This window comes from Paenibacillus xylanexedens (assembly GCF_007676705.1).
In the GTDB taxonomy this organism is placed as follows: domain Bacteria; phylum Bacillota; class Bacilli; order Paenibacillales; family Paenibacillaceae; genus Paenibacillus; species Paenibacillus xylanexedens_C.
The window spans coordinates 180,863-195,118 of record NZ_VEBF01000004.1; the positions used below are offsets into that span (position 1 = coordinate 180,863).

The 14,256-nt window shown below is 50.2% G+C and carries 8 protein-coding genes; 5 read left to right on the plus strand and 3 right to left on the minus strand.

The genetic code is table 11. The features are described from left to right. Positions 1–322: 322 nt before the first annotated feature. A complete protein-coding gene (gene asd / locus FS628_RS22155) occupies positions 323–1,114 on the minus strand; it encodes an archaetidylserine decarboxylase (protein ID WP_145325156.1) in 792 nt (263 codons plus the stop codon). Between the two features lie 85 nt (positions 1,115–1,199). Further along, positions 1,200–2,330 carry a YheC/YheD family endospore coat-associated protein gene (locus FS628_RS22160; protein ID WP_145325157.1) on the minus strand — a complete coding sequence of 377 codons (1,131 nt, stop codon included), beginning with the start codon at positions 2,328–2,330 and terminating at the stop codon, positions 1,200–1,202. A gap of 351 nt (positions 2,331–2,681) precedes the next feature. Here FS628_RS22160 and FS628_RS22165 point away from each other — a divergent pair, with 351 nt between their 5' ends. Further along, on the plus strand, positions 2,682–7,877 hold the full coding sequence (locus FS628_RS22165; RefSeq protein ID WP_145325158.1) for a WIAG-tail domain: 5,196 nt from the start codon (positions 2,682–2,684) through the stop codon (positions 7,875–7,877). 188 nt (positions 7,878–8,065) lie between these two features. Here the strand turns inward: FS628_RS22165 and FS628_RS22170 are convergent, their stop codons facing one another. Next, positions 8,066–9,631, minus strand: a complete 1,566-nt coding sequence (locus tag FS628_RS22170) for a M4 family metallopeptidase (protein ID WP_145325159.1) — start codon at positions 9,629–9,631, stop codon at positions 8,066–8,068. 757 nt (positions 9,632–10,388) lie between these two features. Here FS628_RS22170 and FS628_RS22175 point away from each other — a divergent pair. The 4 genes from FS628_RS22175 to FS628_RS22190 are packed head-to-tail and all read left to right on the plus strand — an operon-like array spanning position 10,389 to position 14,012. Then, a complete protein-coding gene (locus tag FS628_RS22175) occupies positions 10,389–11,357 on the plus strand; it encodes a glycosyltransferase family 2 protein (protein WP_145325160.1) in 969 nt (322 codons plus the stop codon). A gap of 41 nt (positions 11,358–11,398) precedes the next feature. Continuing rightward, positions 11,399–12,514 (plus strand): glycosyltransferase family A protein, encoded by a 1,116-nt coding sequence (locus tag FS628_RS22180; RefSeq protein ID WP_260871140.1) that lies wholly within the window; start codon positions 11,399–11,401, stop codon positions 12,512–12,514. Continuing rightward, on the plus strand, positions 12,511–13,284 hold the full coding sequence (locus FS628_RS22185; protein WP_145325161.1) for a glycosyltransferase family 2 protein: 774 nt from the start codon (positions 12,511–12,513) through the stop codon (positions 13,282–13,284). Before FS628_RS22180 ends, FS628_RS22185 begins: the two co-directional genes overlap by 4 nt. Beyond that, on the plus strand, positions 13,281–14,012 hold the full coding sequence (locus FS628_RS22190; protein ID WP_145325162.1) for a sugar phosphate nucleotidyltransferase: 732 nt from the start codon (positions 13,281–13,283) through the stop codon (positions 14,010–14,012). The genes FS628_RS22185 and FS628_RS22190 overlap by 4 nt, the downstream gene beginning before the upstream one ends. The last annotated feature ends 244 nt before the right edge of the window (positions 14,013–14,256 follow it).

A 14,256-nucleotide genomic window follows, 5' to 3' on the forward strand; every position in this document is an offset into this window, starting at 1 on the left:
GTTTCAAGTCTGGGAAGCAAGGGTAATGATCTAGCATTCCAGATGACTAAAAGGGGGGAACTTGTGATGAACGGAAAACGTCGGGTCCGCAACCGGGGATGCTCAACGAAGGGATGCAATATTTTCCGGAACCGTCTGCGCCGATTCAAACCGGCAGAGGACTTGCAAGATGTATGGTTTTGAGGAGAACTCAGCAGACCAATAACGACGGAGCGAAGCTTCGTTTTGCATGTATACATGGATGAAAATGAATGCATAAAGAGGATGGCGCAATACCTGGTTACAGGTGCTGCGCCATCCTCTTTATTGGTGTATGGACCCCTTATTGCTTCGGTTTCAAACGACCAAGCAATGCACCCATTTTGACGGAATCGCCTGGCTGTAAGCCTGGTTCCGGTTCAAACGTGCCACTCTGCGTCAGCAGAACGACAGTGGAACCGAATTCAAAATAGGCCAGATCATCCCCTTGTGCCCAGGTACTTGTGTCCGTGTTCGCATATTGTATGCTACTTACGTTCATTGCGCCCACTTTGACAACCGCCACTTCACCGTAATCGTGTGCGATATACGTAATGAGCCGTTCGTTTCGACTAAGCACGGATCTCATATGGGTCAGGCCAAAATCATTCACGGGATAAACTTTGCCCTTGATGTGTTCGCTCTCGATCTTGCGGCCGCTGACAGGTGCATGAATGCGGTGATAGTCGCGAGGGCTGAGATAGAGGACGAACCCGTACCCGTGCTTGTACTTCTCCAGATGGGGAGAATGGTTTAATAATTCAGCAAGTGTATAATTTTGTCCCTTAACATTCAGGAGTGTCCCTGCAGATATCGGACCGGCTGCCGTAATCTTGGCATCTACCGGGCTGATCAGTGCATGCTCTGAAAGTTCCAACGGGCGCATGCCCGGTTTTAATTTGCGGGTAAAGAAATCGTTCAGTGAACGGTATTCCTTCCAGTCCTTCTCGGCCTCCTGAACAGGGATGTCGTAGGTCCGGACAAAATAAGGGATAAATGCCTTACTTCCCCGGCTTTTGGAGAAGGCTCCCACAGTCCGGGAGATCCATTTGCGCGAAGAAAGCTCGGTCATTAATCGCAACAGCGTTTTTGCCATGAATATCCCCCTTAGGGTTAATGCGAACTTCAAGGCCGGCAAGACCGGCCGTTCTGCATAATATTGACACAGAATGCACACGAAATCAATATAATCCCCTATCGTATGTCTGCGGTTGTCTCGGAATCCTCGAATTCTGTTCCAGCAGAAGACGGCCATAGGCCATCGGTTTGCTGTACGTTCTCTTCCAGTGTTCCGACATTCCGGCCTTACGAAAACCGTAGCGCTGATCTCGTCCATTGCATTCAATGAAATAAATCTGACCGCTGCGGGTTACACCAAGATCAAGACCCAGGTCAGCCAGATGTGGCAAACTGGAAGCCAGCGTCTGGGCAATTCGGAGTGCAACGAATCCGATTCTGTGTTCCAGTCGAGCCAGATCGAAGTCGGATTCTGCTGCTCCAAGCGCCTCCGCGAGTGTCATGACTCTACCGCCCTGCGCGATGTTGGTAACAAACGTGTGGGCAGGAGCTGCTTTGGCAAACATGCCTGTAATTCCCCACAGACCATCGCTACCCCGCTGCACGGATACCCTCAGATCAACCGGCCTGCCCTCATAACGAACCAACTTAATACGCTCTTCGATGAGGTAGGCATGGCGAAAGATCCGCCGCAGGGTGGAGGAAGGGAGCTGTCCTTTGCTCAATCGGAAGGTCGCCCATCCTTTGCGCGCAGCCTTCGTCTCGCAGGTTAGTTTCCACTGTCCATCTCGCTGAAAGACCCGCATAATGCCATGACCGATACTACCGCTGCACGGTTTGATAACGAGGTCATCATAATGTTCCATCATATAGGCCAGAGACTCTGGCGTAGCTTTAACTGCACGGGGCAGGTGTTCTCTCAAGGCGAGATCCTGATGAAGCATGTCATGAATGTGATCTTTACGGTACCGGTTGCGAACGTTGAATACCTGAATACCCTGTAACATCAGCTTGGTGATCTGATGCTGTTCCGACCGACGAAGCTGGAGTGATCGGTTATGAATGACGGAGGGCAATGGCATGCGCTCGCGAACATATCTGCCTTCCTTTTTTACATAAGCAAGACATGTTTTCCGATCCGAATCAATATCTTCCAGTCGCAAAAAGTAGGGAGTTAATCCGTAACTGGCTGCTGCCTGTTCATAATTCGCGAGTGATTCCTGACCGGTCCTTCCGGCCGGTATCCCCCGGTACATGCGTGAATCGAACATAATGCCGATCGTTTCTTGGAGCATGACCGTTCCTCCTTCAATGTTATCGCGACATGGATCGTCCAATCATGGAATGCCGGCCTGTCACCGCATGGTTGGACATCACGATAACGCAGACCGGTGTATAGATGCATCGCCATGCACCAGCGTGAGCTCAGACACAATATCTTATGACATGAGTGGGACGGGGGCGTGGACAGCCGCCTTTCCTCTGCTCCCCTGACACGCCTATTTCCACGAAGATCATCGAACCTTCCTGTCTTGACGCCTGTACATTCGTGCTCTGGAATCCGCAAAAGTCATAAATGAAGTGGCAGATGCCCATATGGAAGCATATGATGCCGGAGACGAACGTTAGAGGAAGGAGCAAGCTGCATGAGTAAAAATGGCAAAAAGAAGGTTCCGACGCCGAAACTGCGGCATGTGAGCCCGAAATTCAAGGAATTGGAACTGACTGATCGCCGGGCAGACAAGATGAACTCAGGTTTCACTGTGAATAGGGAAGAACGTTTGAATACTGATAAAAGGGATTCGAGAGCTGTTCAGGAGTCGGAAGAATTCCTATTTGAATCAACGGAGCTACCTGCTTCAACAAACGAGCTGGAAGAGCTAGAGATCGAAGCCAAAATCAAGCCGGAACCCGTAGAGTCTGATAGCAAGGCAGTCGAGACGCAAGATAGCCTGGAAAAGCAGATTCAGGTCAGCAGCGTGGCCCCGCTTGCTCTGGAAGAAGAGCAGAGCACCAACAAGCTGGAGACAACAGGCAAGGACCGGTTGGAGGTCCTGAACCAGAACCAGATGCCGGGTCATACCGGACACTACATCTATACAGATGATCTGAGTGATTTTGCGGTAACGGAGAGCAAATTGGCTCCGTTCTCTGTGGATGACTCCAAGCTAAAACCAGGTGCAGTCGGCAGTGAAGCATTGCAGGATTATGCAGTGACCAGCATTCACATTGCAGATGGGGCGATTGTTTCCGCCAAACTGGCAGAAGCGTCTGTATCCGATGAGCATCTCATTGACGGCTCGGTGTCCGGTCATAAATTACGCAATGCATCAATTGCTGGCGAGAAAATCAGAGATGGCAGCATTACCTCGCAGAAGCTGGGCAACCAGGTAATCGATTCATCCAAAATTGCCGATGGTTCCATCGGCACAAGGCATCTCAGCCGCATGCTGGTCACGGAAGATTTAATTCAGAATCATGCCGTAACCGGAGACAAGATCGCGATTAGCGGTGTGGATACGCGGCATCTCACGGGAGGGGCTGTGCACACGTCCAAATTGGCCGACGATGCGGTGACTAGATCCAAAATTCGTGAAGGTGCTGTCTCAGGCAGCAAAATCGAAGAACAATCCATCGAGTCTCACCATATTCAGGCAGGTGCTGTTAAACAGACACATCTGGCAGAAGGGGCCGTCGGTCGTTCACAACTATCTAATGGCAGTATTGGAAGTGACCAAATTGAGGATGGATCCATACAAACAAGACATTTAGCTGAGGGTTCGCTAACTGGAAGACATCTACTGGACGGTTCAATCGGCTCAAGCCAGATTCGCGCTCATGCAGTTGGCAAGGAACAGATCGGCAATGGAGAAGTGGGCAGTGAACATTTGACGGAAGGTGCAGTAACCAGCAGCAAACTGGCAGACCAGTCTGTAGGAACAGCAAAATTGCTGGAACAGTCAATTACGGCCTCCAAGATTTCTGATCAGAGCGTCATTTCTTCCAAAATTGCAGATGAAGCTGTACAGGGTAAACATCTTGCCAAAGGATCCATTCGTGCGGAACACATTGCGAATCGGGGAATCACGCCGGTACATGTGGACAATTCCGCAATTCACTCCATTCACATTGCAAGTGGAAGCATCGAGGCAACCCATCTATCTACCGGAAGTGTGTCCGGAGAAGCGCTTGCAGATGGCGTTGTATCCGAGCGGCATCTGGCTGAGGCGGCGGTGGGTACGTTTGAGTTACAGGATGCTGCAGTGACAGACGTCAAGCTCGCAGACGGAAGTGTGACAGAAGAAAAACTTGGAACGGCATCGGTTAGTAGCAGAGCACTCGCTCCGGGAAGTGTCGCATCCTCGCATCTTGCGGGTGGTGGTGTCACGGGTACACATCTGGCTCCAGGCAGCGTGGGGTCCGAGGCCCTGAGACCTTATGCCGTGAAATCGGAGCATCTGACAGAACATGCCGTGGGTGTGCCTCATCTTCAGCCGAGCAGTGTTGAAACAGATGCTATTGCACGGGCGGCGGTCACAACAGACAAATTGGCTCCTGGTAGTGTAACTTCAACCCAACTGGCGGGCGGGTCCGTTTTTCCGCCTCATCTGACGGATCATGCGGTTACCTCCCCCAAGCTCTCACCAGAGAGTGTTGCCACGGATAAACTGGCGGATTTTGCTGTCACGTCAGCCAAACTGGCCGACGGCAGCGTGACTTCTTCCAAGATCATGGCTGAAAGCATTAATGCAAAACATATTCCAGCAGGAACCATACGCGGCTATCACCTGAAACAGCATGCCGTATCCCTGGAACATTTGTCGGAGGAAATACGTTCACCGGAATTATTCGCCGATGGCAGTATTACAGGCAACAAACTGCGGCATGGGTCGGTCACTGCGGACCATTTGACAGCAGACTCCGTATCAGGGACAGAGTTGCAAAAGGCAGCCATAAGCAGTGAGCACCTTCAGCCATCCGTTGTGCAATCCGAGCATCTGGCCGACGGTAGTGTGAAGTCTGACCATCTGGGTGATCACGTTGTGAACTCACAGCATCTGAAGCCAGACATTATTCATGAGGAGCATATTGCTGAACAGGTCATTAGATCCCAACACCTGGCTCCGGGATCTGTCGAAACAGACCATCTGGCACCTTTATCAATTACAGCGGCCCATCTTCAGCCAGGTTTGATCAGTGGTTTGCATCTTCAGGCAGAGTCGACGAGTGCTGTTCACCTGCAGCAAGGAGCGGTACATTCCCGTCATATTCAAGATGGTGAAATTCTTCCTCATCATATCCATGAACGCAGCATCGGAACGACTCATCTGGAAGAAGAAGCGGTAAGTACGATTATATTGCAGGATGAATCTGTAACACGCTCCAAACTGGCCGGTGGTAGTGTTGATGGCAGCAAATTAGCTACAGGGACAGTATCGGCTACCCACATTGCAGACGAAAGTGTGCAAACCCGCCATATCCAAGAAGGAGCAATTCTTGCTGAGCATATTCAAGAGTACAGCATTGGCTCAATCCATCTGGATGAGAAGTCAGTAAGTGCGGTTCATCTACAAAATGGATCTGTAACGAGTGACAAACTGGCGGACGGCAGTATAAGCGGCAGCAAATTGCTCGAAGGTACGGTATCAGGGATCCATATCGCATCCGAAAGCGTGCAATCCGGGCATATTCAGGAAGGGTCCATCCATGCTGACCATATTCAGGAGCGGAGCATCGGCACATTCCATTTGGAAGAGGACGCGGTAAGTGCAATTCATCTGCAAAATGGGTCCGTAACAAGTGCCAAATTGGCTGATGGCAGCGTAAATGGAAGTAAGCTGCTCGAAGATGCGGTATCGGGAATTCATATTGCATCCGAAAGTGTGCAGTCCCGCCATATTCAAGAAGGAGCGATCCTTGCTGACCATATTCAGGAGCGGAGCATCGGCACACCTCATCTGGAAGAGGAAGCAGTAAGTGCAATTCATCTGCAAAATGGGTCTGTAACGAGTGCCAAATTGGCTGACGACAGCGTGAATGGAAGCAAGTTGCTTGAAGGTGCGGTATCGGATATCCACATTGCAGAGGATAGTGTGCAATCCCGTCATATTCAGGAGGGAGCCATTCTTGCTAATCATATTCAAGAGCGCAGCATTGGCACTGCACATCTGGAAGAAGAGTCGGTAAGTGCAATCCATTTGCAAAATGGGGCTGTAACGAGTGCCAAACTGGCCGACGGTAGCATAAATGGCAGCAAGTTGCTCGAAGGTACGGTATCCGGGATTCATATCGCCGCGGAAAGTGTGCAATCCGGGCATATTCAGGCAAATGCCATCCATGCTGATCATATTCAGGAGCGGAGCATTGGCACAGTCCATCTGGAAGAGGAATCGGTAAGTGCAGTCCATCTGCAAAATGGGTCCGTAACGAGTGCCAAACTGGCCGATGGCAGCATAAATGGCAGCAAGCTGCTCGAAGATACCATATCGGGAATTCATCTTGCACCGGAAAGTGTGCAAAGCCGGCATATCCAGGAAGGCGCGATCCTTGCTGACCATATTCAGGAGAACAGTATTGGCACGTCTCATCTGGAAGAGGAAGCAATAAGTGCGGTTCATCTGCAAAATGAATCTGTAACGAGTACCAAATTGGCCGATGGCAGCGTAAACGGCAGCAAATTGCTTGAAAATGCGGTGTCAGATCTTCATATCGCAAATGGAAGTGTGCAATCCCGCCATATCCAAGAGAAAGCCATTCATGCGGACCATATTCAAGAGCGCAGCATCGGGATCTCTCACCTGAAAGCGGAATCGGTAAGTGCGATTCACCTGCACAATGGTTCGATAACGAGCGCGAAACTGGCTGATGGCAGTGTAAACGGCAATAAATTGCTTGAAGGTACGGTATCGGCAATCCACTTGGCAGACAAAAGTGTCCATTCCGGGCACATTCAGGATGGAACGATCCTTGCTGATCATATTCAGGAACGCAGTATTCGCACAGTCCATCTGGAAGAGGAATTGGTGAGCGGAATTCACCTGCAGAATGGATCCGTAACGAGCGCCAAACTAGCTGACGGCAGTGTAACTGGCAGCAAACTGGGTGACCAAAGCATTACCTCCAATCACTTGAATGCGGGAATTGTTGGTCCTGCCCATTTAAGTGTAGAGATTTGGAATGCGATCCGTCAGTTCAGTGGAGAAACGCTGGAACAGCTGGCAGCGATCAAAAGACAAGAGGCATTTCCTCAAGCAGAAAGTGAGGCTGTACAGCTATCACAGCAGGCAATCGTTGAGGCATTGCCGAGTGCCAGTCTGGAGGAACAACAAGAGCTGTTATCCCCAACAAACCAGCATGGAGTACCACTGGCAGCTTCGTACACGACAGAGGAGGCTGTTCAGGATCAGCAACCACAGCTTGAACTGTCACAGGAGATCGGTGGAACTACGGAGTTTATGTTAAGTGAACAATCGATTACACAAGAGCATCTGTGTGATGATTCTGTTGGCAGCAGTCAGCTGAAATTGGGTGCAGTTCAGACCAAACATCTGGCCTTCCAACCTGTTCGTAGTATAAGCAAGCAACCTGTGGTACAACAATTCGGGATGGAAGCTTTTGTACTGCCAGAGAGTGAAGAATGCACAGAGGTAACCGTTGTTTTTGAAGAATCATTTGCTTCAGAACATTATGTGATTGTGGCCATGAGCAATGATCGGGGATTTCAGGTATCCCTTCTCTCGCAGAGTGAGGATGAAGCGGTGCTGGAAGTGTCACGTACAGCAGATTGCAAGCATACGTACGGATTGTTGTCATGGATTGCCGCGGGGCCTTCGGAAAGATAATGAAGAATTATATAAAATAGACAGAAAGACAAAAGCGGTGCCCAGAGTTGTCCTGGACACCGCTTTTGGTTGAATTAAGCTTGATCCGTTCGGACGGTGAGGGGTGTCTGAACGTTTCGTTACATTTTAAAATGAGTTGATTATAAGTTCATCTACTTATAGTAAGAATTACAAGATCAAAGTAAGATTTACAGGCCTACAGCTTGATATGCTTTGGTAATGGCAGTAGCTTCAGCGGAATTTGCTCCATACAGATCTTTGGCTGCTTGAATGGTTGCTGTCTTGGCAGCGGCAAATTTGGACGTTGGTGTCAGGTAGTTCACCAGTGTACTGTAGAAAATCTGTACAGCTTTATCTCGTCCAATACCCGTTACAGTCACACCGTTATGCGTCCCGCCTTGAGCTGCAAGGTAGTAAGCTTTATTGATGATACCGCTGTTGATATGAACGCCACCGTTGTCCTGTGTACCTGTGTAACGATCGCTGTATTTGTCAGGTTGACCATACAACGTAGGGTTGGAGAGGGAACGCAGCGCATCACCTGGAATGTTAGGTGTGTAGATATCATCCCCGAGCAACCAGTTTTTGCTCTGGATGGTATTGCCCATAATATCGGCAAAGGCTTCGTTGAGTGCACCTGGTTCATTGCGATATTCCAGATTGGCTGTGTATTCAATAACACCGTGCGTCAATTCGTGACCCACAACATCGAGGTCACCAGACAGGGATCGGAACGTTGTTCCGTCTCCATCACCAAAGACAATCTGTACCCCGTTCCAGAAGGCGTTATTGTAATTGGAGCCGTAGTGCACGGTAGATCTGATCAGCAATCCGTTACCATTAATCCCATTACGGTTGAATTTGTTTTTGTAGAAATCATACGTGGCAGCAGCATAAGCGTGAGCATCTACACCCGCGCGATCGGTCCATACATTATCTGAATCCGTAAGCAAGGAACCTGGTAGCGAGGAGCTATTATTCGCCGTGTACGTTTGGATGCCATTGCCGCGAGTGGCATCTTTCAGTTGGAAGGTGCTTCCGGATTGGGTGGTCGTCAGGGTTTTGGTATCCCCAAGCACCCCTGTGCCTGTTCCGGTAGCGAAGTTAATGAGGTCAAACTGGGATACGATACTGCCATCCACTGCATTTATGAAATACTTGGTCCGCAGAGGGGCAGGTTCAAGCACGTTAACTTCCGTAATATAAACCAGATAAGTCTGGCCATCTTCTTCATGATGATAGATGTTCAATTCAGCTTGAGGAGTTATTTCCGCTGCACCAAGCTCTCCAATGCGGGAGGTTGCTTCTTCGGTTGCAATCCGGATTGCGTCTTCTCCGCTGATCTCGGCTACACCATCATTCGGAATGGCCTGTTCTTCAATCGGTGGAAGATCACCAAGTGCGGAACTTACGGCCCCGGTTTTGTCCAGGTGGATCGTCTGTTCAGCACCATAGACCGGGATACCTTTAATATACTGTTTCAGGCGAAAGTGTCTTACGCCAGATGTATCTGTGTTTCTTTTGACAATTTTGAGCTGGGATCTCACATCGGAATTCAGGAATTGTTCCTGTTGTCCAAGGTAATTGAAGATGGTGTCATCTGTTCCGCTGGTCAATGGGATACCCTCCTCAGAGGCATAAGGGGCCTGAAGTGGAATGGATTGATCAGACAATGGAGCTGCAGTAGCAGAAGATACGGAAGCGAGCAAAAGAGCTCCTCCAAGAATTGTTGGCATAACTTTGGCAAATTTCATCGTAAACTCTCCCATTCTTAAACTTATTTTTTTTGGAAAAATATCATGCCAATCTCGGTGGGATTCCGTCTGCAACTTGGTCAGCGCGGAGCGTGGGGCTGAACCTGAAGCGTGGAATAGACAAGAAACGATGGGAACAAAATCGGCTTGGCCTTGACCAGGGAAGTGTTAAACACAACCCAAAGGAGTACCGTTTATTCAGTTCTGCCCGGAGGCTTAATCGTCCATTGTGTTCCTCTTTCAGAAGCCGGGGGTTGTCCAATTGCGCAGGTAGAAGTGTGTTTACGAAAAACTGGGTTGTTCATTCCGGGTTTACGTAAGTGACAATGACGGTGTGTTCTGAACAGCATCACCCCTCTCAAGATCAGAATGCATTCACCTAAACATGCTCTGCGAGTACCATCATCGATAACTAACCTAAGGTCAATAAATAACAATAAGAAGAGGATTGGGGAACCTGTGTTCCGCATAAGGTTATTTTTGTAAATAAATGGCTTGGAACGTATATTATCACAGTGTAAAACTTTGGAAAAGATGCAAATTTGGTTTTTTTCTAAAATTGTGTCTGAAGTAGGGGAGAGGTAGCGTTTTTCATATATTTTGACGTATTTTGTCTGAAAGGAAGGCTTGTACCCGCGTATTCACAGAGAGAACCTGCTTGGTGCAAGGACATACGCCGTTTCCACTGCTCCACGAATACATAGAATAACGTGTACTCCCTTGGCATGCCGATGATTGAATGCGGGAGGTGAAAGTGTTGCGCAAAACCCGTACCACAGCACGTTATGCAACCCAATCGAAAATGACACGCAGAAAAGCAGTGCTGAAGAAAAGAAGATGGAAGTCTGCACACAAAAAGGGTACAAAGGCCTATACGTTCCTTATTCCATCCATACAACAGATGCCAGAGGAAAAGGATGGGGCCGAGAATGGAACCGAAAATGGGGCTGAACATGGCATGGGATATCCTTCTCCACATGGGGAAGATGCTCAGCGGCCGATGCTCTCGGTCATTATCCCTGCCATGAATGAGGAGAAAACGATTGGTGCTGTTGTTCGGGAAGCGCTGCGTATATGTCGTGATGCTGAAGTACTTGTTATTGTGAATGGTTCAACAGATGGCACGGCTAACGCAGCCCAACGGGCAGGAGCACGCGTGCTCACTTATGCTGAAGCACTGGGGCATGATGGAGGGCGAAAAGTAGGCGCAGCCGCGGCCCGCGGTCAGATATTGCTGTTCACCGATGCAGATATCGCTATTCCTGCCGAGCACCTTGCACCTTATGTGCAGGCTGTGCTGAAGGGGACAGATGTAGCGCTTAACGACTACCATGGTCCGATCAATCGCAGTCCCGTTCATCCAGTAGTGGAGGCCAAACATATGCTAAACAGCATACTTGCACGATCCGATCTCCGGGGAGCCTCGATGACAGCTATCCCGCATGCATTAAGCCGCCATGGACTTGAGGTCATGGGGATATCCTCGCTGGAAGTTCCGCCACTCGCTCAAGCGAAGGCAGTGATTGGCGGACTCCGGGTGCGCGCTGTTCATCACGTACCTGTGGGCAGAATGAATGCAATTCGCAGTAAGAAACGAACCGGACCTGATCCGCTAAGTCAAGTGGTACTGAATGATCATCTGGCAGCGATCAAGTGGATTACGGATACGCTCGGTCCCCGCGGAGGCTATTCCGATCTGCATCGTGTTCGCAGCCTGGCGAGGTAAGCATGCTGCATCGGATGATGCAGCATGCTGGAGGTGAGGAAATGAAGGGGCGTTCAGGGATTGTCCACCGCAGGCGGACAACGAATAGACGAAAGACAGCAGGAAGCACACGTATCCACAAGCGTCATATGAACAAGAAGCAATCCGTCATCTCCAAAACGAGAAGAAGCCGATCGAAAGCTGACCTGGTAGATCTGCGCTTGATGTGGAAAGCTGGGCAACGTGCAGGAAGCCAGGCGAAGGCTGACAATACAGCGTCAGAAGAACACGCCCGTCTCGCGTGGAATACACATGCGGCGAACGTTGCGGAGCTAAACAACTTTGAGGTAGCCATGAATGCAGGCAAGGCATTTATGCAGGGATATGCCCATAACTCAGGACATTCATTTCAGATCGTACCGCTGCCCCTTCGTCATTCGGCTGCTGCCGTTGTCTGTGCCTGCAATGAGGAACGTACGTTGGGGCAGGTGTTGTCGCAACTAAAGCGTTTGCCTCTGACAGACATCATTGTTGTACTGAATGGAACGACCGATGACAGTTTGAAGCAGGTGCTGAGGCAGCCGGGGATTACGCTCGTATATGAACCGGATCGGGCAGGACATGATGTAGGCCGGGCACTTGGAGCAAAGATGACGGATGCGGAGACGGTTCTCTTTGTGGATGGGGATATGGTCGTATCGGCGGAACAGCTTGCACCATTTCTGTTCGCAGTGGATCGGGGACAGGATGTGGCGTTGAATAATCTGACGTCCTTGCTTCCTCCGTTTGCCGGGCAGGATGAGGTGAGCCGGATAAAGGCATATCTGAACCGCACATTAGGCAGGGCAGATCTCGGTTCTAATTCCATGACAGCCGTGCCCCACGCATTGTCTCGTCGTATGATCCAGACCGTGAAGCCAGCATCACTGGCCGTTCCACCCAAGGCGCAAAGTCTCGCCATTCAGCATGGGATGAGCGTATCGGCACCAAGTCAAGTGGATGTTATTCGTTCCAATCGGTTGCGTCCCGGTAACACGGGGAATGGGAATGATGTCGCCAGATTGATCCTCGGAGATCATCTGGAGGCGCTGGCTACCTGGCTGGACACGGGTTGGAATACAGCTCAGGCACGTACGCCCTCCCGTGTAGAAGTAGCTTACAGGAGGAACGCCAGATGAGACTGACGAGCATAATTATTCCAACATACAACGGACTGGATCTGATCAGGCCTTGCATTGATGCCATAAGACAATACTCGGGTGAGCCTGCGTCATACGAAATTATCGTTGTGGATAATGGTTCGACGGATGGAACGGCTGAATATTGCGCGTTGGAGCGAATTCGGTTTGTCAGGTTCCCGGATAATCGGGGATTTCCGGCAGCGTGTAACGCTGGAATTCGTGCAGCCTGCGGGGATGAGCTGTTACTTCTAAACAATGATGTCACGGTCACGCCCCGTTGGCTGGAGAACCTGCGAACCGCTCTGTACAGTGATGCGAGTATTGGGATTACGGGTCCTGTCACCAATTATGCCAGCGGCGTCCAGCAGATTGAACTGGCGTTTCGGAACATGGAACATTTCCAGGAGCTGGCCGCTTCCAACAATGTAGCGGATGCTTCAAGGTGGAGGGAAGTGCGCCGGATTGTCGGTCTGTGTATGCTGATAAAACGGAGTGTAGTGGAATCGGTCGGACTGCTTGACGAGGCGTACTCACCGGGACACTATGAGGATGACGATTATTGTTATAGAGCAAGATTACAGGGATATCGCTTGTTGGTATGCGGGGATGTTCTCGTGCATCATCAGGGAAGTGCAAGCTTTCAGAAGACAGATAAGTTGGCGTGGAAACAGCTGCTTGAGCGTAATCGTTCGATTTTTATGAGCAAATGGCATGTCGATCCGCTTGAATATATGGACACATCCGATGAAGGAGGGAACGTGGAATGAAAGGTGTAATTCTTGCCGGCGGAACAGGAACTAGACTGTATCCTCTGACCCGGCTTATTAACAAACATCTGCTTCCAGTCGGTAAACATCCGATGATTATGTATGGTATCGACAGGCTCCGCCAGGCAGGCATTGATGAACTATTGATTGTAATCAACAAACATTCCGCCGGGCTGTACACAGAGTATCTTGGTGGCGGAGCGGATCATGGGGTCAAGCTGACGTATCGCATTCAGGAAAAGGCGGGCGGGATTGCGGAAGCATTGGATCTGGCGACCACTTTTATCCTTCCTGGAGAAAAATTCGTTGTGCTTCTGGGGGATAATCTTTTCAGCGACGATCTGAAACCTTATGTGGACCGTTACATGCAGCAACCTGCCGGTACAGCAAGGGTTCTGCTCAAAGAGGTGGATGATGCGCGTCGTTATGGGGTCCCAGTCTTTGATCCACAGCATCCGAAGCGTATCTCGTACATTGAGGAGAAGCCAAGCCAGCCGAAAACCTCTTATTGTGTTACGGGCATATATATGTATGACGATCATGTATTTAACCTCATTCGCAACATCGCGCCGTCAGCGCGCGGAGAGCTTGAAATTACGGATGTGAACAATCACTACGCATCTGCTGGTGGACTGGAATACGATATTTTGCAGAAATACTGGAGTGATGCGGGTACATTTGATTCGCTCCAGGAAGCAGCTGTCCGCATGAAAGGACAATTGCCCTAACATTAATGCGCCTGATGCTGCCGCTGTGCGGTGCCCCATGGGAGCAGAACACCCTGCGCCGGAGCTGAAAGGATGCTCCGGCGCTTTGCGCAGCGACAATCCACGTGCATGCCAAAGGAGGGAATGGCGTGAGAGTAGCGACACGCACCGGGTCCACTGGGCCTATGGTGACAGGTAAACCCCGGGGCACGCACCCGTCCGTGTTCACGGGCAGTGGTACAGCAGCGGGAGCAGGGGCAGGGGA